The sequence below is a fragment of the Lysinibacillus sp. NPDC058147 genome (genome assembly GCF_042884205.1).
Taxonomy (GTDB): domain Bacteria; phylum Bacillota; class Bacilli; order Bacillales_A; family Planococcaceae; genus Lysinibacillus.
On record NZ_JBHVUJ010000002.1, the window covers coordinates 415,043 to 435,678 of the forward strand.

At 35.5% G+C, this 20,636-nt stretch carries 19 protein-coding genes and 1 riboswitch; of the genes, 7 read left to right on the forward strand and 12 right to left on the reverse strand.

Annotated elements, in window-relative coordinates; genetic code table 11:
- Positions 1-241: 241 nt before the first annotated feature.
- Positions 242-1,351: a hypothetical protein gene (locus ACFVT8_RS07385; protein ID WP_387082959.1), complete on the reverse strand. Its 1,110-nt coding sequence runs from the start codon at positions 1,349-1,351 to the stop codon at positions 242-244.
- 480 nt (positions 1,352-1,831) lie between these two features.
- Here ACFVT8_RS07385 and ACFVT8_RS07390 point away from each other — a divergent pair, with 480 nt between their 5' ends.
- Entirely contained in the window at positions 1,832-2,641 is an 810-nt protein-coding gene (locus ACFVT8_RS07390; protein WP_387082960.1) for a S1C family serine protease, read from the forward strand.
- 298 nt (positions 2,642-2,939) lie between these two features.
- Here ACFVT8_RS07390 and ACFVT8_RS07395 read toward each other — a convergent pair whose 3' ends face one another.
- Together ACFVT8_RS07395 and ACFVT8_RS07400 are read right to left on the reverse strand one after the other, a co-directional pair.
- Complete coding sequence (locus ACFVT8_RS07395; RefSeq protein WP_004230088.1) at positions 2,940-3,140, reverse strand: cold-shock protein; 201 nt, start codon at positions 3,138-3,140, stop codon at positions 2,940-2,942.
- A gap of 211 nt (positions 3,141-3,351) precedes the next feature.
- Positions 3,352-3,645, reverse strand: a complete 294-nt coding sequence (locus ACFVT8_RS07400; RefSeq protein WP_387082961.1) for a DUF1033 family protein — start codon at positions 3,643-3,645, stop codon at positions 3,352-3,354.
- A gap of 128 nt (positions 3,646-3,773) precedes the next feature.
- On the opposite strand from ACFVT8_RS07400, the gene ACFVT8_RS07405 reads away from it, so the two are divergent.
- From ACFVT8_RS07405 to ACFVT8_RS07415, 3 genes are all read left to right on the forward strand, one after another.
- Positions 3,774-5,501, forward strand: coding sequence for a methyl-accepting chemotaxis protein (locus ACFVT8_RS07405; protein WP_387082962.1), 1,728 nt, complete (start codon positions 3,774-3,776; stop codon positions 5,499-5,501).
- Between the two features lie 46 nt (positions 5,502-5,547).
- Entirely contained in the window at positions 5,548-5,829 is a 282-nt protein-coding gene (locus tag ACFVT8_RS07410) for an acylphosphatase (RefSeq protein ID WP_387082963.1), read from the forward strand.
- A 545-nt stretch (positions 5,830-6,374) separates the two neighbouring features.
- Entirely contained in the window at positions 6,375-6,908 is a 534-nt protein-coding gene (locus tag ACFVT8_RS07415) for a hypothetical protein (RefSeq protein WP_387082965.1), read from the forward strand.
- A gap of 405 nt (positions 6,909-7,313) precedes the next feature.
- Here the strand turns inward: ACFVT8_RS07415 and ACFVT8_RS07420 are convergent, their stop codons facing one another.
- The 3 genes from ACFVT8_RS07420 to ACFVT8_RS07430 form a co-directional block, all read right to left on the reverse strand.
- Entirely contained in the window at positions 7,314-7,577 is a 264-nt protein-coding gene (locus ACFVT8_RS07420; RefSeq protein WP_387082967.1) for a hypothetical protein, read from the reverse strand.
- A 417-nt stretch (positions 7,578-7,994) separates the two neighbouring features.
- Positions 7,995-8,351: a VOC family protein gene (locus ACFVT8_RS07425; RefSeq protein ID WP_387082968.1), complete on the reverse strand. Its 357-nt coding sequence runs from the start codon at positions 8,349-8,351 to the stop codon at positions 7,995-7,997.
- Between the two features lie 160 nt (positions 8,352-8,511).
- Entirely contained in the window at positions 8,512-9,201 is a 690-nt protein-coding gene (locus tag ACFVT8_RS07430; RefSeq protein WP_387082969.1) for a VOC family protein, read from the reverse strand.
- Positions 9,202-9,601: 400 nt separating this feature from the next.
- Here ACFVT8_RS07430 and ACFVT8_RS07435 point away from each other — a divergent pair, with 400 nt between their 5' ends.
- From ACFVT8_RS07435 to ACFVT8_RS07445, 3 genes are all read left to right on the forward strand, one after another.
- Entirely contained in the window at positions 9,602-9,934 is a 333-nt protein-coding gene (locus ACFVT8_RS07435; RefSeq protein WP_387082970.1) for a DUF3139 domain-containing protein, read from the forward strand.
- A 444-nt stretch (positions 9,935-10,378) separates the two neighbouring features.
- Entirely contained in the window at positions 10,379-11,029 is a 651-nt protein-coding gene (locus ACFVT8_RS07440) for a 5-bromo-4-chloroindolyl phosphate hydrolysis family protein (RefSeq protein WP_387082971.1), read from the forward strand.
- Entirely contained in the window at positions 11,026-12,090 is a 1,065-nt protein-coding gene (locus ACFVT8_RS07445) for a toxic anion resistance protein (RefSeq protein ID WP_387082972.1), read from the forward strand. The genes ACFVT8_RS07440 and ACFVT8_RS07445 overlap by 4 nt, the downstream gene beginning before the upstream one ends.
- A gap of 441 nt (positions 12,091-12,531) precedes the next feature.
- Here ACFVT8_RS07445 and ACFVT8_RS07450 read toward each other — a convergent pair whose 3' ends face one another.
- The 6 genes from ACFVT8_RS07450 to ACFVT8_RS07475 all read right to left on the reverse strand — a co-directional run bounded on the left by ACFVT8_RS07450 (position 12,532) and on the right by ACFVT8_RS07475 (position 20,522).
- Positions 12,532-12,729: a DUF6501 family protein gene (locus ACFVT8_RS07450; protein WP_387082973.1), complete on the reverse strand. Its 198-nt coding sequence runs from the start codon at positions 12,727-12,729 to the stop codon at positions 12,532-12,534.
- Positions 12,730-13,046: 317 nt separating this feature from the next.
- Positions 13,047-13,778, reverse strand: a complete 732-nt coding sequence (locus ACFVT8_RS07455) for an amino acid ABC transporter ATP-binding protein (protein ID WP_387082975.1) — start codon at positions 13,776-13,778, stop codon at positions 13,047-13,049.
- A 12-nt stretch (positions 13,779-13,790) separates the two neighbouring features.
- Complete coding sequence (locus tag ACFVT8_RS07460; protein WP_387082976.1) at positions 13,791-14,516, reverse strand: amino acid ABC transporter permease; 726 nt, start codon at positions 14,514-14,516, stop codon at positions 13,791-13,793.
- Positions 14,517-14,705: 189 nt separating this feature from the next.
- Complete coding sequence (locus tag ACFVT8_RS07465; RefSeq protein WP_387082978.1) at positions 14,706-15,572, reverse strand: transporter substrate-binding domain-containing protein; 867 nt, start codon at positions 15,570-15,572, stop codon at positions 14,706-14,708.
- 115 nt (positions 15,573-15,687) lie between these two features.
- Positions 15,688-15,874, reverse strand: a riboswitch (Lysine riboswitch).
- A gap of 490 nt (positions 15,875-16,364) precedes the next feature.
- Positions 16,365-17,603: a 2-oxoglutarate dehydrogenase complex dihydrolipoyllysine-residue succinyltransferase gene (gene odhB / locus ACFVT8_RS07470; protein WP_387082979.1), complete on the reverse strand. Its 1,239-nt coding sequence runs from the start codon at positions 17,601-17,603 to the stop codon at positions 16,365-16,367.
- A 93-nt stretch (positions 17,604-17,696) separates the two neighbouring features.
- Positions 17,697-20,522, reverse strand: coding sequence for a 2-oxoglutarate dehydrogenase E1 component (locus ACFVT8_RS07475; protein ID WP_387082980.1), 2,826 nt, complete (start codon positions 20,520-20,522; stop codon positions 17,697-17,699).
- Positions 20,523-20,636: the final 114 nt, after the last annotated feature.

Here is a 20,636-nt window from a genome sequence, read left to right on the forward strand (position 1 = left end):
AAATTATTGGCTAAAGTGAAGAGTTTTGTACAGGGCTGTTGACCAGACTTCAAACCGTTGTGGTACACCGTTCTTAATTCGTAAAGTTTAGTTCTAAAAAAACAGAACCCTGAACAGAGACACTTTTTTAAAGTGCCCACTATTATTCAGGGTTCATTTGATTAAAAAGCTCATTTTACGTCATACCCAATGACACACGTGCAATTTTTGCAAAGAGACATTAGAAAATCAATGGCAAAATCTAATATGTAACCGTCATATCCGTAACTAAAGCTGGTTTTTTATACTCATATACTTTTGTTATTTCTTTACTGTCTAAGTCATACTTGTAAATACACTGTATTTTAGAAATTATGCCGTCAAAACTAACATCTTCTGCATTTTTTGGTATACCCGAAAAATAAACAAATCGCTCGTTTTTTGATAATACCGCTAGCTTTCTTTGACCAATCTCTGATAATATGGGATTATTATTTTTTTTAATCATTTGATCTGTTAATATGGTAGTTAATGTTTTGTCTGTAAGAGATAACTGATAAATGCCGCTTCCTTCATCATCATTTATATTTACCCCTCCAAGAATAACAGATTTCCCATTGGGTCCATATGCCATCGAACCAATATTGACGGCTTTTATTTTCGTTACCAAATTCATGTCAGAGCCATCTAAATTCATTTCATATATTGAATACACAATTTGCCCTAAAGGATCACCAGCTTCATTTGCAGCCGTCCTTCTTGCAGTATTCTCTTCCTCAGAGACATATGCACCAATAATTTTGTCTTTAGAAATATCATACATTTCTACAGCACGGTCAGGTTGTTCAGTATCAAATACAATAGAATCTTTCTTTTCCACATCTACTTTCGCAATCTTTGAAACAGGGAACTTTTCCCCTATTATTTCACTATAGATAGTTTTGCCTTCCTTATCGCCAAATCTAGGCATAAGTTGTCCTAAAGTATCATTTGTGACTTGATAAGTTTTTTTATCATTTTTATCTAATAAAAAAATATCCCAAGGTCCATCTCCTTTAGCACTCATATAGGCAAGATATTGCTTATTATCTGAAAGTTTCGCATGCAACCAAACAGTTTCATTTTTAACTAACTCTTCTTCTACTTCTTTTTCAACATCTAGTTCCACTATGCTACTTTTGCCTTCGTTATCAAACACGGAAATAATGAGGTTTTCATTATCGTTAGTAAGCGTACTGTTCTCTTCATTTTTTTTCATTAGCGTAATGTCGTCTTCTTTCTTTTGACATCCAAATAGCATAATTAATAAAGATAAAAAAATTATAGCAGTAAAACACGTTGCTTTTTTGCATTTACAAACAAGTTCATACATTATGCGATTTTCCTTTGCTCAGTTATTTTTGAATTCGAAATATGTAATCTTCATTGCTAGGTGAAAAATTATGATAAGTTATAATTATCCATTTTAGGTAAATAATTAATATAAGTCAATGTAGTTTTAATGAAATGGGGTATGTTCAGTTTCCATTCATCACAAAGACGCTCCTCAATCATCTATTTGACTTCGTGCATGTCGATGCAACTAAATAAGAAATAGCTTTCTATAATTCTGGTTTTCCTAACATTCGAATAACCTAGGAACTTCACGTATAATGAGAGAAAATAGCTGAAAGAGCTTGCTTACAAGACAACATGAACTTCTACTATCTCTTGCACTACTCGTTAGCTATAAACAATAATGTGCCAGAGCACAAAACACCAGTAGGTAAACAATCCCGTTAAATGAAATATCCGAACTTACATGAAATTCACAGGTGTTCTGCTGGGCACCTTTTGAGGAAGGAGGGTTTTTATGAATGATATACATAGATCAACAACAGATGAGGAATTGACGGAAGAAGAATTGATTGAGCTTGTTCTCGCTGAACAGCAGAAGGCGTTAGCACAAGAACAAGAAGAACGTCAGCAAGGAAAAAAGCCTAAAAAACAAAAACCGGTTGTCAAATGGATTGTCTGGAGCATGGCATTTGTGTTGTTTATGAATACATTTGCACTTATCTTTCAAATATACTCCATTCCAGCTCTTGAATTTTTGAAGGTGTCTGCACGACTATCAGCTCAAGAAGATATAAAAACCTATAAAAAAGCTGTTGTAGAGATATCTACAGGTTCTAGTAAAGGCACTGGTTTTTCGATTTCATCAGATGGACTTATCGTAACCAATGCACACGTAGTAGAAGATGCTCAATCATTATTCGTCATTTTCCCTGAGGAAGGTTTAATGGGAGCCAAGTTACTGCAAAGCTTCCCAGACGTAGATTTAGCATTATTACAAGTAACGGGTGATGAGTTACCTTCCCTCTCACTCGCTGAAAATCCTAGCTATGGCAAAAATGAGCATGTCTATTTCATTGGTAATCCACTAGCGTTTACAGGCATCGCAAATGAAGGTACTTTACTGGAATCAACACAAATTGAAGATTGGCAGGAGCCTGTTATGATGATGAAAGCCCCTGTGTATCGTGGAAATAGTGGCAGTCCTGTCATAAATTCTGCTGGTGAAGTTATCGGAATCGTCTTTGCAACGGCGAAAAAAGATCCATATGGTCGTGTCGGTTTGTTTATACCTGTTCAAGTGCTACAGCATTTACTAAGTAGCTAATTGCTCGAAAAGTTGCTTGTTCTCAATACTAACGAGGCAAGCAATTTATTTTGTTTACATAATAAAATTATTTTCTTTACCGAAGACAAATTGAGAAAACTGCCTTGCTTCTTCCCCATCACTTTTCTCAGTTTTTCGAAGAGCATTGAGATTAATGGCAATATGCAACTCTTTCATATAACTAGTTCACTAGCGTTCATATTTTGTAACTCTCAAATGTTCGAAGCAAGCAAAAAAAAAGGCATCCTATATCAATAGGATGCCTTAATTTAACGAAAGTAATTTTAATTACTGAGAATTAAAGTTTAGTTACGTTAGCAGCTTGTGGTCCGCGGTTGCCATCTACAACTTCGAATTCCACTTTTTGACCTTCGTCAAGAGTTTTGAAACCTTCGCCTTGGATAGCTGAGAAGTGTACGAATACGTCGTTTTCACCTTCAACTTCGATGAATCCAAAACCTTTTTCTGAGTTAAACCATTTTACTGTACCTTGTTTCATTTAAGAAAACCTCCAAAAAATAAAAGTGAACAATATGTAATTTCTTCAGCGAATGAAAAAATTCACATATTACAAAGAGTACCGAACTAACGCGATCACTTTTTGTAATATGTGAATTCATGTTTCCGGTGAAGCAATTTAATTGTTAAACTAAGTATAACCATCATTCATAATTTTGTCAAATAAAGAAAAATGTTTTTTTTATTAATTTCTAAATTTTATTGCTATTTCCAGATTTCAAAACGATAATACCGTGATATATCTGTACATCATCATCACAGGCTTCACAAAAAACACTTTCATCCTCTGACCAGAATGCCCAATATCCGCCTTCTTTCGTTATCTCATTGTCATATGTTAATCGGAAGTGCTGTAATTTTCTTTGTAACGCTTCCTCAAATTGCTCCTCCGTTTCAAATGTTTCATTTGTTTGAATAAAAGTCTCCCAGCCTTCAAACTTCCACCAAGGCTCATAATCAGCTTTCATGTAAATGATTGTATACATATTTGCCACATTCCCTGCTGTAATAAGATATTTTCATTTTAGCAAAGACATTTGAAATGTCTATTAAAACACTCTGTAATATGCTATTATTACCTTATTATTCATAATTTTGGGGAGGAATTTTTTTTATGTTTTCAAGCATTCGACCTAAGGCCGAACTCGAAGAATTATTAAAGCGTGGTACAAATTTAAATGCAACTGGCCGTTTTAATAAAACATTAGCATTTAACCATTTTAATGCTCAAGATGAAGAGAATTTAAAAACTCTCTACAATAAATTAAAAGATATCACGCCTTCAATGAACGCTATTTTTAATAGCTATTTACGTGAAATCTCTCTCTCCTCACAGCTTACGATTAGTGAAGAAAATATAAATCGATACTTAAATCAATTTTTCTTGGCTACTCGTGATGATGAATATGTGGACGAAACCGTTAAATTTTTCAATTTATTCAGAAAGAATCAATATGAGCCAGGTAAGTTAATCGTCGTCTTCAATCAATTTGCATTTTATATTACTACATACATTTTACATAATTTTGGCTTAAAACCTAATAAAGCATTTGCATATATGAAATCTTTCCAATCTGCAGTCAATGTTGATCAAGAATTACTCGTGGAAGTATTAACAGAACGTACTATTGAAAATGTAGTCGCTGAAATTTCATCTTTAATGGATGTCAACGCAAAAATCATGTACATGAAAGATTTAGTATTTAGCTTAGATAAACAAAACGAAGAAATTCAATCCTCTACTGCAGCGACTGAAGAAATTGCCGCTTCTATTAATGAGGTTGCTCGAATGTCTTCCCATATTTCTGAAAAAACAACTGAATCTGTTGATCACGCTGTACAAGGAAAAAATGCAATTGAGCATGCCCTTTCTGAAATCTTTAAAACAGAAGAGACATTTACAACGATTGTTGAGTCCTTTGCAGAATTACAAAAGCGGGTAAACGATATCGAAAATGTTGTGACGTTAATAAACCAAATTGCCGATCAAACGAATTTACTTGCCTTGAACGCATCTATTGAGGCTGCACGTGCAGGTGAACATGGTAAAGGCTTCGCTGTAGTTGCACAGGAAGTTCGAAAGCTTGCTGAGGGAACAGTATCAGCGCTTAGTGAAGTATCAACAAATGTACAACATTTAAAGAGCTATTCAAATGATGTATCAAACTCAATTACTGAAACAACAGAAATTATTAAAGAAGCAACAGTGGAAGCTAAAGAATCGTTACCATTATTGAATGCCATCGTTAGTGCCATTGAAGGTATTAATCTGGACGTTACAAATACAGCTGCAATCTCACAGGAACAGGCAGCAGCTATTGATGAAGTATCAGCAAGAATGATTGAAATTTCTAACCTTCAAGATGATATTCGCGAATATAGCCATAACACATCTAGTGATATACACTCATTAGGTATAGAGATTAATCGTTTCCGCAATGATATTATTTCGAATAATAACGTTCAGCTTTCGTCTATAGCACTTTTACAATTATCGAAGGCCGATCATATTTTATGGAAATGGCGAATTTATAATATGTTCCTTGGACTTGAAAATGTCGAGCCAAGTGATGTTTCTTCGCATACAGAATGTCGTCTCGGCAAATGGTATACTTCTACTCGCACTGTAGACCGTTTTGGACACTTGCAGGAGTACCGTGAATTAGACGCATATCATTTACGTGTTCATGAATCGGCGAAGTTATCAGCTGAGGCATATAAGGCTGGGAATATTCAACAGGCTGAAGTTCATTTAAAAGAAGTAGATCAAGCTTCGAAGCAGGTTCTTTATTATATCAATAATTTAATTGCATATTTAGAAAAAGAACGTGTTATGCACTAAGCACAAAAGAGGGTTCTCCCCCTCTTAACTAGTAGGAGGTGTTAGCTTGAACAAGCGAGCGCTAATTAGATTTTTCGGAGATGTTTATGGAACTGGCTACCGTTTTTTTATTAAACAAAAAGCGATTGAGCTAGGATTAAAAGGCTACTGTAAACTAAATGATCAAGATCAAATTGAGGTTGAAGTAGAAGGTTCAAAAAAAGCGATCGATGAATTTTTAGTATTTGTACAAAAGGGTGTTAGCCCTCAAGCAGATTCCAATTCATTTGCATTAGAGCTTTTTGATGATTTAAAAGGTTATGCACGCATGGAGTCAGACATTGTTTAGTCTGGCTCCTTTTTTATAGTGTTGTAATATCAAAGTTTATCAGGGTTTTGAATATATTTAACATTTAATGAATACGGTTTTATCTAAAATGACTTTGCTGGAGGCAATTTTATTAATTAAGATTAGGAATAATACCCCAGTCCTTTTTATTTCACCTTCCACAAAAAACACCTGCCGTAGCAAATACAAATTTTTATTTAGATTCTTTATTATGTCTCTCTAGTGTTGTGTTCAATGCTATATGATCTCATTCCTCTTTTCATCTATGTTTTATTTAGTTGCTACTGCACTTAAAAGTAATTGTTTGTTGTGATCAGACATTACTCGCCATTCTTTAACCGTTACTTTCATTCGCCCTCACATCCTTTCGAATATATGCTTCCAAACACATTATGCAAGTTTTGACGTAATTAAGACACTTCTTTTCATTTAATAACCTGTGATATTTCATAATGCGCACTAAACAGTGTATGCTTGTGAGCATCTACTGTAACTAAGTACAAATACTCAGCATATAATAAAAAAACTATCTGGAGGTATTTTCAATGTATTATGGATCAAACGGTTATTATCCAGTTTTATACCAAATTTTAGAGAGCTGGACTGGACAACCAAAAAACACTGTTTATTTGTTAATAAATAAATATGGTTTACCAAATGAAGCAAGTTCTAGAAGAATCATCTGGTATAACAATGGTCCTTGGAAGCGTACTATTGTTCATCTTGATACAGTACCTCACAACACCCCTACTCCTCATCTTGATTATTTGGAACAAACCATAGATTATAAAGTGCCGGTTCAATTTTTTAATGATTTAGCACAGTTTGATGGCAGTTTATATCCGGACCGAACGGCTGGTGAAGCTACTGCGAAATGCGATCAAGAAGCTGCAAATTTTATGGCTTTAAACTTGATGAACGACATCGTTACCGGACAGCGGACCGTAGAAGACGCACGTCAAGCAGCAACCGAAATTGAGAAAGCCTTCCGATTAAAAGGTCAATTTTCACCATACACTACAGGATTTCTATTTTCAAAACAATATAATACCGCTGATCCCGATGTCAGCTCTTTTTAGGAAGCCTAACAGCAGTTTTTTACGTTATTACATTTGAATTGTGTTCCTAGACTTCCACTTCATTTTAGATAATTTTTATAACTTTAAGCACTGCACATAATAGTTTATTCAATAGCGTCTTTAGAATTATATATAAATCCAATTTTATCCACTTTATGAACTGTACCGTAAAAGTTAGATACAATCTCTAATTTTTACGGATTTATAAATGGACAAGTAGCATCCATAAACAAAATGGGCAAGTCCCCTATTGGCATCTGTGATGTTTAATAGTTCTTTTTCAAAATTAATTAGAAATGGCGTTATCATTTTAAAACAGTTGGATTGGTTGCCCTCGTAAGGATCAGCATTACAAGCATAATAAAAAGCCACACCAATTTTGGACTGTGACTTGATATCAATATGTTATTTCATTAATGTTTCAATGGTTTTACTGTTATTACAGGTAAGACAATTAGCTTTAAATTTTATACTCGTTGAAAGCATCTGCAACATACTTAATTCATTAGCCAATTTTTCTAATTCAACTAATCCTTCGCTTTGCAAATTACTGATTTCCAACTCAAGTTGTTTCAATGATTTTTGAATGAATTCGATATTTTCCTTGTATTCCTCTAAAATATTTTTAATATCCAATATCTCAATATTATTATTAGTGTTTTTTTGCATATGTTGATTCTCCCTTTCTATCTATAAAGTCACCTTTATAGCGCAATTTTTATTACATGAGATATTGAAAAACACTTTAGGAAATGAAAGTATCTCAAAAAATGGATTTAATTAACACTATTATAATGTTGTTTAACTTATTTAACAATATTATTTTTATTCAAATTAAAATCAATTATGCCTCGGCATAAATGCGTCCGGAATCGGCTTTGTGCTCGTACAAAGTACTCCTTCAGACGATATTTGTACACTCACTGAAAAGTAACTTAAACTCACATTCATCTCAAACCTATAGAGGTGGGTGATTTCTGTACCTGACGCTTCGCTTTCGCTACAGAAGACATTTGCTGAAAAAAGTTAAAAAAGATACACCTTGTTAGATGTATCTTTCTTTAACATTTTGGTCTATACTGCTATCTAAATAAATTGTAAATACTCTAAGACATTTCCGAAAGGATCTCTAAAGCTAATAACTTTTCCAGGAGGGCAATCCATAGGCTCATCTACAATGAATTCAACATTATGTTCTTTTAACTTATTGACCGTTTGATGAATGTCCTCTGTTTTTAAAGCTAATACTACACCGATAGAATCTTTAGGAATAGATTTAGAGTTTTTCGTTTCTTCTAAAACTAAAGGTAAATCTCCGTGAACTAGTGTCACGATTTTGGGTCCGTATTGTTTGTTTACTTCAAAACCTAAAACAGTAGTGTAAAACTCTATTGCTTCTTCAATATTAGGTACATAGATGCTGATAACACAAACTTGACTCATATTTCATCCCCCTGTTTCCATTTCGGTATATAAAAAATAATAGAATATATGGTAATATTTTTCAACTTATAGAGGATACTCGATTGGATGACTAACAAATATTGATTAAGAGATCATTATATAACTTCTAAATCATTACTTATCTCTAACCCTTTACTATTTACCATTCAGATCTATCATTGATAGTGAATTCACCTTGATGATTAACAATAATCATTTTTCCATTATCAACTGAAATTTCCAGCGGGAAAATGCTTGAATATTTATCTGAAAAAATCCATCTTCTTCCGGGATGTGCAAGGATTATAAAGATCCCTTTTTCCCTTACGCCCATAAAATTTAGAAATTTTTCATTTATCGGTTTGTATTCCCTTTCAAAAATATGAACTTTGGATAATTCTTCTCCTGCCTTGAACACATCATCAACTATAAGGCCAATTTCACTAATATGCAAAATACTTTTAATAGTAAACGGCTCTGAACTTTCTTCGTTTATGCCATAACGAGCTATAAACTCTACAATATTACCTGACGGGTCCTCAAAATACATTGCTTGTGCTGCAAAGTTTGAAAAGTATACCTCATCTTCTCCATCCTCTGTCAAAAGTTGAACTTTGTTCTTCAACCAAAATTTCGCTTCTTCAAATTGGTTTGCTGGAATATTGAAGGCAAAATGATAAAATGGTTTGCTTACTGTATCACTATTCGTGAACTTCAAAATACTAGTGCCTGTTTGAATTTGAAAGCTATCTCTAGTTTCGGCAATCATAGGAAATCCTAATTTTTTAATATAAAATTCTTTCATCGTTTGTAAATTATCCGTTTGTAAAGTAAGGGATTTAATTTCCATATACAATATTCTCCTATTTCACATGTTTTGTGAAATACTATAATAAAAACAATACCCATTTACATCAATCTTTCGACTGAGATTTTTTTGAAATTAGACCTTATTGTTTCGGCCATGTCTAAACCATCCAATTCATATGCACCAAGTTAATTCTAATTATGTGCTTTTATTTTCCCATAATAAAGGCCTTCCACAATTAATGCAGAAGGCAATTGCTATATTTCATTTAAGAAAAGCTCATCTCTCAACACTTATCCCTAGTAAGATGAACTCAATATTTCGTTTAGAAAAAGATAACAAGGCTTTCGATGAATCATTGTCGAAATAGTATCTTTAATGAGTTGTTTGAAAAGTCATTCTTCCCAGAAATGTTGGCAGAACTTGTTTAAGGAGATGTAGAATGAAAAAGTTTTTAATAGTTGCGTTAGTCATTATATTGCTTGCACCATTTTGTACAGTACAGATTAAAAAGCAATTATATGAAAAAAGAATCGAAAACTATTTGATTGAAGATATGTCTTATCAGAAGGAAGCTATCCAGTCTATTGAATGTGAATGGCACTTTGCAGGTCTTCCAAGTTATTGGGTAAATGTTATTTTTTCAGATGAACCAAATGTCGTCTATACTTATTTTGCTCATGATAAAAACCATTTAGGGCAATTTGAGCACCATACAATTGATAGGACGACTCTTTCAACAGAACGATTAAAACATTTTAAGCCTTACGAATAGCATTAAAGCGGGCATGTTTCGCTACTCAAAATGTAAAATAATCATCACGAATAAGCTGTTTACGAGGAATCAACAACGGATGAAAAAACAATACTAATGTTTAACCTATTAAGAGAGAAAAAATTGACTAACAAAGTGTGAAGCAATTCGCGAATCACATTAATTTTGAATACTATATAAATGAAAATAATTAATCCTTGATAGGCTTTTAACATTCATCCTAGTATTGATGAAACCGCAATGTCAGATAATTAGTTAACTCCTTTTTCGTCTGTCCCCTTTTCTTCCTAATAAAGCAAAGGATTTACTTGTTCTAAAGTAATATCATTGAGAAACTTTACAATTAGCAGTAAAATTTATGTAGGGATTATTATTTCATTGAAACTTTATGTCGATTATTTCGTATAAGAATATAGACATATTTAAATGCTAGGAGGAAGAAACATGCTTAGTGTCGGACAGTTTTTTTCTAGACATACCGCTAGCTTCTTAATTTCTCTCTCAACTGTTTCTATCGCAGCAATTGCGGCAAGTCCAGGATACTTCCTTGGTGGTTTATTGTTTGCTGGAACATACGCGTCGAGTACGGCGTTGTTGAAACATAGACAGAAAAAGAAATTCATGCAAATAGCAGGTATAACAAAAGAAGAATACAAACATATTGAAACACAACTTACAGCTGCCAATAAAAACATTCAAACATTAAGTCAAAACTACTTACGTGTACGCTCTGTTTCTGCATTTAAGCAATTACTCGAAATGACACGTATTTCAAAAAATATCGTAAAAATAGTGAAAACAGATCCACGAAAATTTTATAATGTTGAACAATTTTTTTATGCACACCTCCCTTCTGCTGTCGAATTAACGGATAAATATACGATGTTATCGAGACAGCCTGTGAAGGATAAGGAAATCCAGATTACCTTATCAAAAACAAGAGAAACACTTACAGATTTAAATGATACGATTCAAATTGATTTAAAGGATGCGCTTTCTAACGATATCGACCATCTTCAAATGGAAATCGAATTTGCGAATCGTTCCAATATTAGACGAAAAGAACAATTGGAATGGCGAGGCGATGATAAGTGACAGCAAATGATCACGCATTTCAACTAAATACAATACAAGGTATTTCCCCTCTTGTGCAATCTTATTTAGAAACTACAAATAATGAGGCGATGGCGACATATGAAACGCTATCGCCTCTTGCACAAAGTCGAGCACTTCTATTCGCTAGTCAACTAGACCTGACAAACTTTGAATCAGTCCTGTCTTTAGGGCAAGGTTCACAACGAGCGCTTTCTCAATTTGCTGATCGAATGCTTGCACAAGTAAAACAGAAAGACGTCACAAAGATTGGTCAAATGTTAGACTCTTTAATGCAAACGTTAGACCGTGTGGACCCTAACGCATTAGAACCAAAAAAACAGTCTTTTTTTCAAAAGATGTTTGGCAAAATTGAGCCTACTGTTAAGCAAACATTAACGGAGTTTGAACGAATTAGTATCCAAGTAGAACGCATTGGTGTTCAGCTTGAACGTGCACAGCTTCAAATGATAAGAGATGTGGAAATGCTAGAAGAACTTTATGCACATAATAGAGGATTCTTTGAAGAGTTAGCTACTGCTATTGCAGCAGGGCAAATGAAGAAGCAGCAAGCCATTGAAGTTGACCTTCCTAAAAAGGTGACTAGTGTACAGGCGACGAAACAGCCTCTAGCTATTCAACAGCTTAATGATTTTGCCGATCAAATTGAACGTCTAGATCAACGTATTTATGACTTACAAGTTTCTCAGCAGGTTGCCTTACAAACTGCGCCACAAATACGCATGATTCAGCAGTCCAATCAAACGCTAGCTGAAAAAATCGAATTTTCAATCGGCACACTTATTCCACTTTGGAAAAATCAATTGGCCATGATGTTATCCATGCATATGGATCATCACTACGCACAACTAGAGGAAAGATTATCACGTACAAACGATCGTTTTACGAGCCCATCCTTTGAACAGCAAGTATCGAAATTCAAAGAAACACAGCATGAGCTGAAGACAGCTATTAAAGACGTCTTTGCCCTTCATACAGCTACAGAACAGGAAAAACAGCAATTACAAGATGTAGCTGAAGTAAAGAGCTTTAAGAGGGAATGATTCTTCTTTTCTAACAAGTAAGGGTGGCTCAGAAATCATCTGAACCACCCTTTTATTTTCATTCAGCAGAAGAAACCCACCTCTTAAGGTGGTGATGAATGCATATGTAGTTCCACCTTTCCTGGATTTCCCAAACACCTACTGAATGAAAATAAAGCCTCCGGCGGATGCCCCGGATTTTAAAAGGAATGAATAAAGGATGTTAGCCTAAAACCTTCGCATGCTGCGAAAACGGCTAACTGACCTGCATCGGTAAAAACGCCACGTCCTGTGGCATTACCGAAATGACCCACATCGTGTCGGCCCTCGTGCAGGCCTGAGAACAATTCAAAATCCGGACACATTGTTTATCTGCGCGAAAGCGAAGCGTCAGCGGCAAATGTTTTCTGTAGCGAAAGCAAAGCGTCAGCTACAATTACGCCAAGGCGAAATTGATTAAACTTATTTAAAATAATCTTTATAGTAACCACCGATATTACCAGTGTTATCGATAATAAAAATGAATTCTTCTGTTTCATTTTTCACATCATATTGTTTCCCTACTGTTAATACGTTTGAAACTAAATATTTTGTTGCATTTGTATGCTTGCAAGTAACTGTGCGTACCGTTGGAGCATCTTTCCATTTTAAATGTAACATAATCTCTCTACCTCTCTTTACTAGCACGAAGCTAATGTCTATTGCTTATTTTATAATATTTTTGAACTTTTGTGGAGAAAAAAACCATAGAAGATCATATTTTCTCCATAACTATCGTTTTTTTAACCATATCCATAATAAAAATTTTACTTCGAGGTGTTACTATGAGCTTTGGTGGTGTACCACAATGGTTTTTTATTCTGGCCGTTGCATTTGCAATTTGCTTTGTTTTATACGCAGAATGGAATTCTAGAAAATAAGTGAGCCCATTCATATGGACTCACTTTTTTGTTATTGTAATCAAATACGCAAACCTATTATTTTAATGTTCGTTTTAAAAACTCTTTTGTCCGTTCATTCTGAGGGTTTACTAATACCTGTGATGGTGGTCCTTCCTCAACAATAACACCTTTATCCATAAATACAACGCGGTCTGCTACCTCTTTTGCAAATTCCATTTCATGTGTAACAATTAACATTGTATTCCCGGCATCTGCTAGCTGACGCATTACCTTCAACACTTCACCAACCATTTCTGGGTCAAGAGCTGATGTCGGTTCATCAAATAGCATTACATCTGGGCTCATTGACAATGCTCTCGCTATCGCTACACGCTGTTTTTGACCGCCAGATAGCTGTCTTGGCTTCGCATTTACGTATTGATCCATACCAACAATTTGCAAATATTTTAGAGCAACTTCGTCGGCTTCTGCCTTTGAACGCTTTAATACTTTCATTTGACCAACTGTACAGTTTTTTAGCACATTATGATTGTTGAATAAGTTAAATTGCTGGAATACCATACCTAAATGTGTACGATATTCTTGGATATTATGCTTTTCGTCTAAAATGTTTTCACCTTGGTAAATAATTTGACCGCCGCTTGGTGTTTCCAGTAAATTGATGCAGCGTAGTAGTGTTGATTTACCAGATCCGGAAGAACCGATTAAGCAGACAACTTCGCCCTTTTCAACTTGGAAATTTACATCCTTTAACACTTGGTTACGCCCAAATGATTTACTTAAATGTTCTATTTTAATAACTGTCATCTGTTCGTCCCCCTATATTGCTTCTTTCTGTTCTTTTCGGTAAGCATCTGGTCCATCAAGTCTTTTTTCTACATACAGTAAAATTCTTGATGCTGTGAATGTCATGATGAAATAAAGGACGCAGGCTACAAAGAAGGATTCAAAATAGCGGAAGTTATTGCCCGCTATCGATTTTGTTTGGAAGTATAATTCCGTAACCCCGATAACGTTTAATACTGCTGTATCTTTAATATTCATAATTAATTGGTTACCTGTTGCAGGCAATATGTTTCGTGCAACTTGTGGTAATACAACATGTAGCATGATTTGAAAATGATTCATACCAATTGCCGATGCGGCCTCGTACTGCCCTTTATCAATGGAAACAATACCACCACGCACAATTTCAGCCATATAAGCACCTGTATTTAGTGAAACAACTAATATCCCCGCCGTAATAAAGTGCATATCAATACCAAATGCCATATCTAATCCGTAAAATACAACCATAGCTTGTACAATCATTGGTGTACCACGGAAGAATTCAACATAGCATGTTAGTATAAAATTAATGAGCTTTAAGCTATAGAACTTTACACCTTTTTTACGAACCTTGATGGTATGCATAATTCCGATGAAAAATCCGATAAGTGCACCAATAATTGTACTAGAAATCGAAATAAGTAATGTATAATACGCACCTCGTAAAAACATTTGCCAGTTGTTCTCAACAATAGAAATAATCCAATCAAGACTCATGATGTTCCTCCTAACAACGTTGTGTGGCTTGTTCGTTACAGTCGTCTTAGCTATCTACCATTTTGATAGGGCCTTTTGTTTCTTTTATCTTATGAAACTTTTAGCTAAGACATTATTATTTTTTATAGAGATTCTTTTTTATAGATTGTATTGGAGCACGGACTAATAGATAGTCCGTGCATTTTCATGTTATTGTGCTGCTGGTTGCTGGTGAATCGCTTCTTCCATAATTTTTTGGCGATCTTCTTCTGAAATACCTTTTAAGATTTCATTGATTTTTTCAAGATCTGCATCACCTTTACGTAAACCAACTGCAATAGATGTATTTGAAATATCTGTATCGAAGCCTTTTTCAAACTTTACATACGTGAACTTATCATTTGCAGCAGCAGCGGAAATACCTTCTGGACGTTCTGCTACATAGCCGTCAATTTTTCCAGCTTCTAAAGCAACGCGCATTGCTGGGAAGTTATCCATTGCAGTTTGTTTTTTTACATCTTTAATTTGATCAATAACATCGTAGTTAGACGTATTTAATTGTGATGTAATTTTAGCACCGGAGAAATCTTGAATAGATTTTGCATTTTCATATTTACTGCCTTTTTTAATAACCATAACAAAATCAGACGTATAGTAGTTTTCAGTGAAATCTATTGTTTTCTTACGCTCAGCAGTAGGTGACATACCAGCAATAATTGCATCGATTTTGTTTGATTGCAGTGCTGGTACTAGGCCATCCCATTCTAATTTTACGATGACTAATTCTTTTCCTAAGCCCTCAGCGATTTTTTTCGCCATTTGCACATCATAACCACCTGCATATTCTGCATTATCTGCAATTTTCACCGCGCCATTTGCATCATTTTGCTGCGTCCAGTTAAACGGAGCATAGCCAGCTTCCATCCCTATACGGAACACGCCGCCACTTTCACCCTTATCAGTATTTGTCCCTCCATCACTAGACGACGTCTCATCTTTTTTGTCTCCAGTACCACATGCTGCTAACAAAATTGCAGTCATGACGGTCAACATTAATACCAACCATTTTCTTTTCATGTAAAACTCCCCTTTTCTGTAAAAAAATAAGACAACTGTACCAAAAAAGACCTAAGTTCTGAACTTAGGTCTTATCTTTTTAACAGTTGCCCAAATCCTCACTATAATTCCAACATTCCGAGATAGCACAACCTAGTAAACTTGGAAAGTAATTTACTAGGACAGTCCTGCACTTATTCACTGCAGACCCAGCATAAAAGTACGAGCTCCTTTTATACTTCGGCGATAGTTCCTTCTCCATTGCGTCTTCGCTTGCTTATACTCAACAATGAACTAATAAATACCGCGCCTCTACCTCACAATAGGATAAATGTGAGGTTTGTATATTTAATTGATATTAAGATACTACTATAAAACTAAGTTATCCGTCAAGATAATTTTATTACTTTTCTGACTAATTACAATATTAGGGTTTTTTTCTTTTAAAATCCTTATATGCAACTTTGCAAAGTCGGATATGGTGTTTAGATTTACCCTCTACAATAACGTAGCAATTGTTTTCCGTTCCGATATTGCGCTTTCCTGGAGGTGTCCAGTTTTCACTTAACCAACATATATAAGTGATTAAGTTTTGCAAATATGAATTTCATCATTTTCAGAAAATTCTCAAATATTTATCATCAGAGCTCTATTCTAGTAATCCAAAAGAAACTGTTGTTCAACAAAGTTAAATTCTTTTGCACTATATACTTTATTACTATGCGAAGCTTTCGAAAGTATTCCAGCACTTCAATTGATGAAAAGAAAAAACCCTGCAAAACAATGTTCGCAGGGTTTTAATAAACTCAGGAATTAAGAATTTAATAATAAATCTTCTGGGTTTTCAAGTAATTCTTTAACAGTTTTAAGGAAGCCTACAGAATCTTTACCATCGATAATACGGTGGTCATAAGATAGAGCTAAGTACATCATTGGGCGAATTTCTACTTCACCATTCACTTCAACTGGACGTTTTTTGATAGTATGCATACCAAGAATACCAGCTTGTGTACCATTCATAATAGGTGTAGACATTAATGAACCGAATACCCCACCATTTGTAATTGTGAATGAGCCACCTTGAAGATCTGCTAAACCTAATTTTTTATCGCGTGCTTTTTTCGCTAGGTCTGCAATTGAATCTTCAATTTCTGCAAAGTTTTTGCGGTCAGCGTCACGTACAACTGGTACTACTAAACCTTCTTCTGTTGATACAGCTACACCGATATCAAAGAAGTTGTTTAAGTGAATTTCATCACCAGAGATTTGTGCGTTCACATATGGGTATTTTTTAAGCGCTGCAACTACAGCTTTTGTGAAGAATGACATGAAACCAAGTTTTGAGCCAGTTGACTCGAAGAATTGGTCTTTTTTACGAGAACGTAAAGCCATAACGTTTGTCATATCTACTTCGTTGAATGTAGTTAACATTGCTGTAGATTGTTTTACTTCAAGTAAACGTTTCGCAATTGTTTGGCGACGACGGCTCATTTTTTCAACAGTTACACGTGATTCATCTACAGCTGCAACAGCTTTAGGTGCTGCTGGCGCTGCTTGTGGTGCTGCTACTGGAGCTGTACCATGAGCTGCTACGTCTTGTACACGTACACGGCCTTGTGGATCTACTGGAGATACAGCAGCAAGGTCAATACCTTTTTCACGAGCAAGTTTACGAGCTGCTGGAGATGCGATTACACGCTCACCAGAAGTTTCTTCTACTACTGGAGCCGCTGCAACAGGAGCAGGTGCCGCTTGTGGCGCTGCTGGAGCTGGAGCTGCTGTCTCAACTGGTGCTGCTGGAGCAGGTGCTGCACCTTCGCCAGCTTCTACAACTGCGATTACTTGACCTACAAGTACAGTATCGCCTTCTTCAGCTAAAATTTGAGTTAAAACTCCTGCTTCTTCAGAAATGATTTCAGCGTTTACTTTATCTGTTTCAAGTTCAACGATGAATTCACCTTTTTCAACGCGATCGCCCACTTTTTTTACCCACTGTGCGATACTACCTTCTGTAATCGATTCTGCTAATTCAGGGACTTTAATTTCAGCCACTTTCATTTCCTCCTTTAATTAACGTGCATTCTGCACATAAAAGGGCTACTGCCTTAGCAAGTAGCCCGGCTCTCAAAAATTAATATGTGATTATTATTTAACCTTTACAGGCTCAGAAACTGCTTCTTCTACAATTGCGGCTTGAGCTGCTTTATGAGAATCTGCATCACCTTCAGAAGTAGAGCTCATTGCAGGACGGCCTACATAACGAAGCTTTTTACCTTCTGAAAGTTCATGTAATGTTTCTAATGCATAATTCCAAGAACCTTGGTTTTTAGGTTCTTCTTGTACCCAAACAACTTCTTTTACATTTGGATACTTAGCAATGATACCAGCAACTTGTTCTTTTGGGAATGGGTAAAGTTGTTCTACACGAGCAATGTGTAAGTGATCGAAGCCTTCACCATCTTTAATACGGTCTGCAATATCGATCATTACTTTACCTGAACCTAATACAATGCGTTCTACAGCTTCAGTTTTTGAACCTAGGCCTGGTTGTTCAATTACTTCTTGGAATGAGCCATTTGCTAATTGTTCAGCATTTGCTGCAGCTAATGGGTGACGAAGTAAATACTTAGGTGATACAACTACAAGTGGTCGTACGCCTTCTGTTCCTAACAATGCTGCTTGACGACGTAATAAGTGGTAATAGTTACCTGCGTTTGAGCAGTTTGCTACAAACCAGTTATTCTCAGCTGACATTTGTAAGTAACGTTCCATACGGCTTGAAGAGTGTTCTGGACCTTGACCTTCATAACCATGTGGTAAAAGAATTACTAAACCAGATTTTTGACCCCATTTAGCACGGGCACCTGAAATAAAGTTATCGAACATAACTTGTGCCATGTTAGCAAAGTCACCAAATTGAGCTTCCCAAACTGTTAATACATGGCTATTTTCTAAATTGTAACCATATTCAAAGCCCACTACCCCTGCTTCTGTAAGTGGAGAGTTGTGTACTGTAAATGATGCATTTGCACCTGAAATATGGTGAAGTGGCGTGAATAACTTACCATTGTTTTTGTCATGTAATACTAAGTGGCGTTGAGAGAACGTACCACGTTGTGCATCTTGACCTGTAAAACGTACTGGTGTGCCATCTTGAATAATTGTTGCATAAGCTAAAGTTTCTGCATGACCCCAGTCAATTTTTGCAGAAGCAAATGCATCACGGCGTTTTTCTAAAATTTTACCAAGTTTTTTCTGTGGTTCAAAGTTATCTTCAAACACTAAAAGCTCTTCGTTAATTTTTCCTAGACGTTCCGCACCAACTGCTGTATCAATTTGTGGGAATTCTACTTTTAGTTCTTCTGGCATTTCTAGATGCTTATGCTCATCTTTATCTGCCATTTCTTTTACATGATCATAAGCTGCTTGCATTTCTGCATAAATAGCTGTATCTAATGCTGCTACTTCTTCAGCAGAAACTACACCCTCAGCTGCTAATTGAGCACCGTATAAAGCACGAACTGGCTCATGTTTAGAAACTAATTTATATGTTTCAGGGTTTGTAACAGTTGGATCATCAGTTTCATTGTGACCATGACGACGGTAACCGATAAGGTCAACGATGATATCTTTACCGAATTTTTGACGGTAGCTTGCTGCAAAACGGCCTACTAAAGCTACAGACTCAGGACTATCAGCGTTTACATGTACAACTGGTACTTCGTAACCTTTTGCAGGGTCAGAAGAGTAAACAGATGAACGAGAATCTTGTAGTTCAGTTGTAAATCCAATCATGTTGTTAGCAATGATGTGGACTGTACCACCAGTAGTGAACCCTTCAGTTTTCGCAAAGTTTAATACTTCTGTTACGATACCTTGACCTGGGAACGCAGCATCACCGTGCACAAGAATACCTAATCCTTTTGTGCGGTTATGGATAGCTTGCCCTGGTTTAGAAGTGTCATCTTGTGCTGCACGAGCAGTACCTAAGACAACCGGATTCCCTACTTCTAAGTGAGATGGGTTGTAAGCAAGTTTAACATTCATACCAGATTCACGCATATATGAAGCACCCATGTGGTACTTAACATCACCAGTCCAACCTTTAGTAATTTCAAGGCGACCATTTTCCGGCATAAATAATTCATTAGATACATGTGCAAAGTCAGAGAACATCATATCGTATGGTTTATTTAAAATGTGTGTTAATACATTTAAACGACCACGGTGAGCCATACCGATACGTACTTTTTCTACGTTATTTGCTTCAGCTGTTTTTAAAATTTCATCAAATAGGATAATTTGAGTATCTAAACCTTCACCAGAGAAACGCTTTTGACCTACAAATGTTTTATGAATAAACTTCTCAAAGTTTTCAACACGTGTTAAACGATCTAATAAAGCTTTTTTCTCATTAGAAGCTAATGATTGTTTAAATGAACCAGTTTCAATTTGTGCTTGAATCCAATCACGTTCTTCTGTTGCTACTACGTGATTATATTCAAATGCTACTTTATCTGTATAAACAGATTTTAAGTAATCGATTGCATCTTTACCATTTTTCACGTTTGCTGGCACATCTTTGAAGAAGATTGCTGCAGGAATTTCAGCTAAATCTGCAGCGCTAAGGTTGAACGCGCTTTCTTCAATTTGAGCTGTTTGTAGTTCACGGTTTTTCAAAGGATAAATATCTGCCGCTAAATGACCGTTTGTACGGATTGCATCTGCTAATTTCACAGCTGCTAACACTTTCTTATAATCGCCAGCAGGAGCTGCTGCTGCATTACTAGCTACAGCTACTTCACCTTCTACTACTACTGGTGCACCAAATTGTTGGAATAATAATACTAACTCCGGTTCTACTTCTTCAGGAGACTGTAAGAATAAGTCGTATTGCTCCATCACATATCCTAGGTTAGGACCAGAGAAAGCTGACCATGGAGAACTTACAGTTGTAACGTTGTTCGACATGAAAAATGACCTCCAAATTTTGCCTTTCGGCAGTTCCATTAATTAAATTACAATTAATTATATAATATTTCTCCGCTCTTTTAAAGGATGTTTGACATCTTATCCATTATTTAA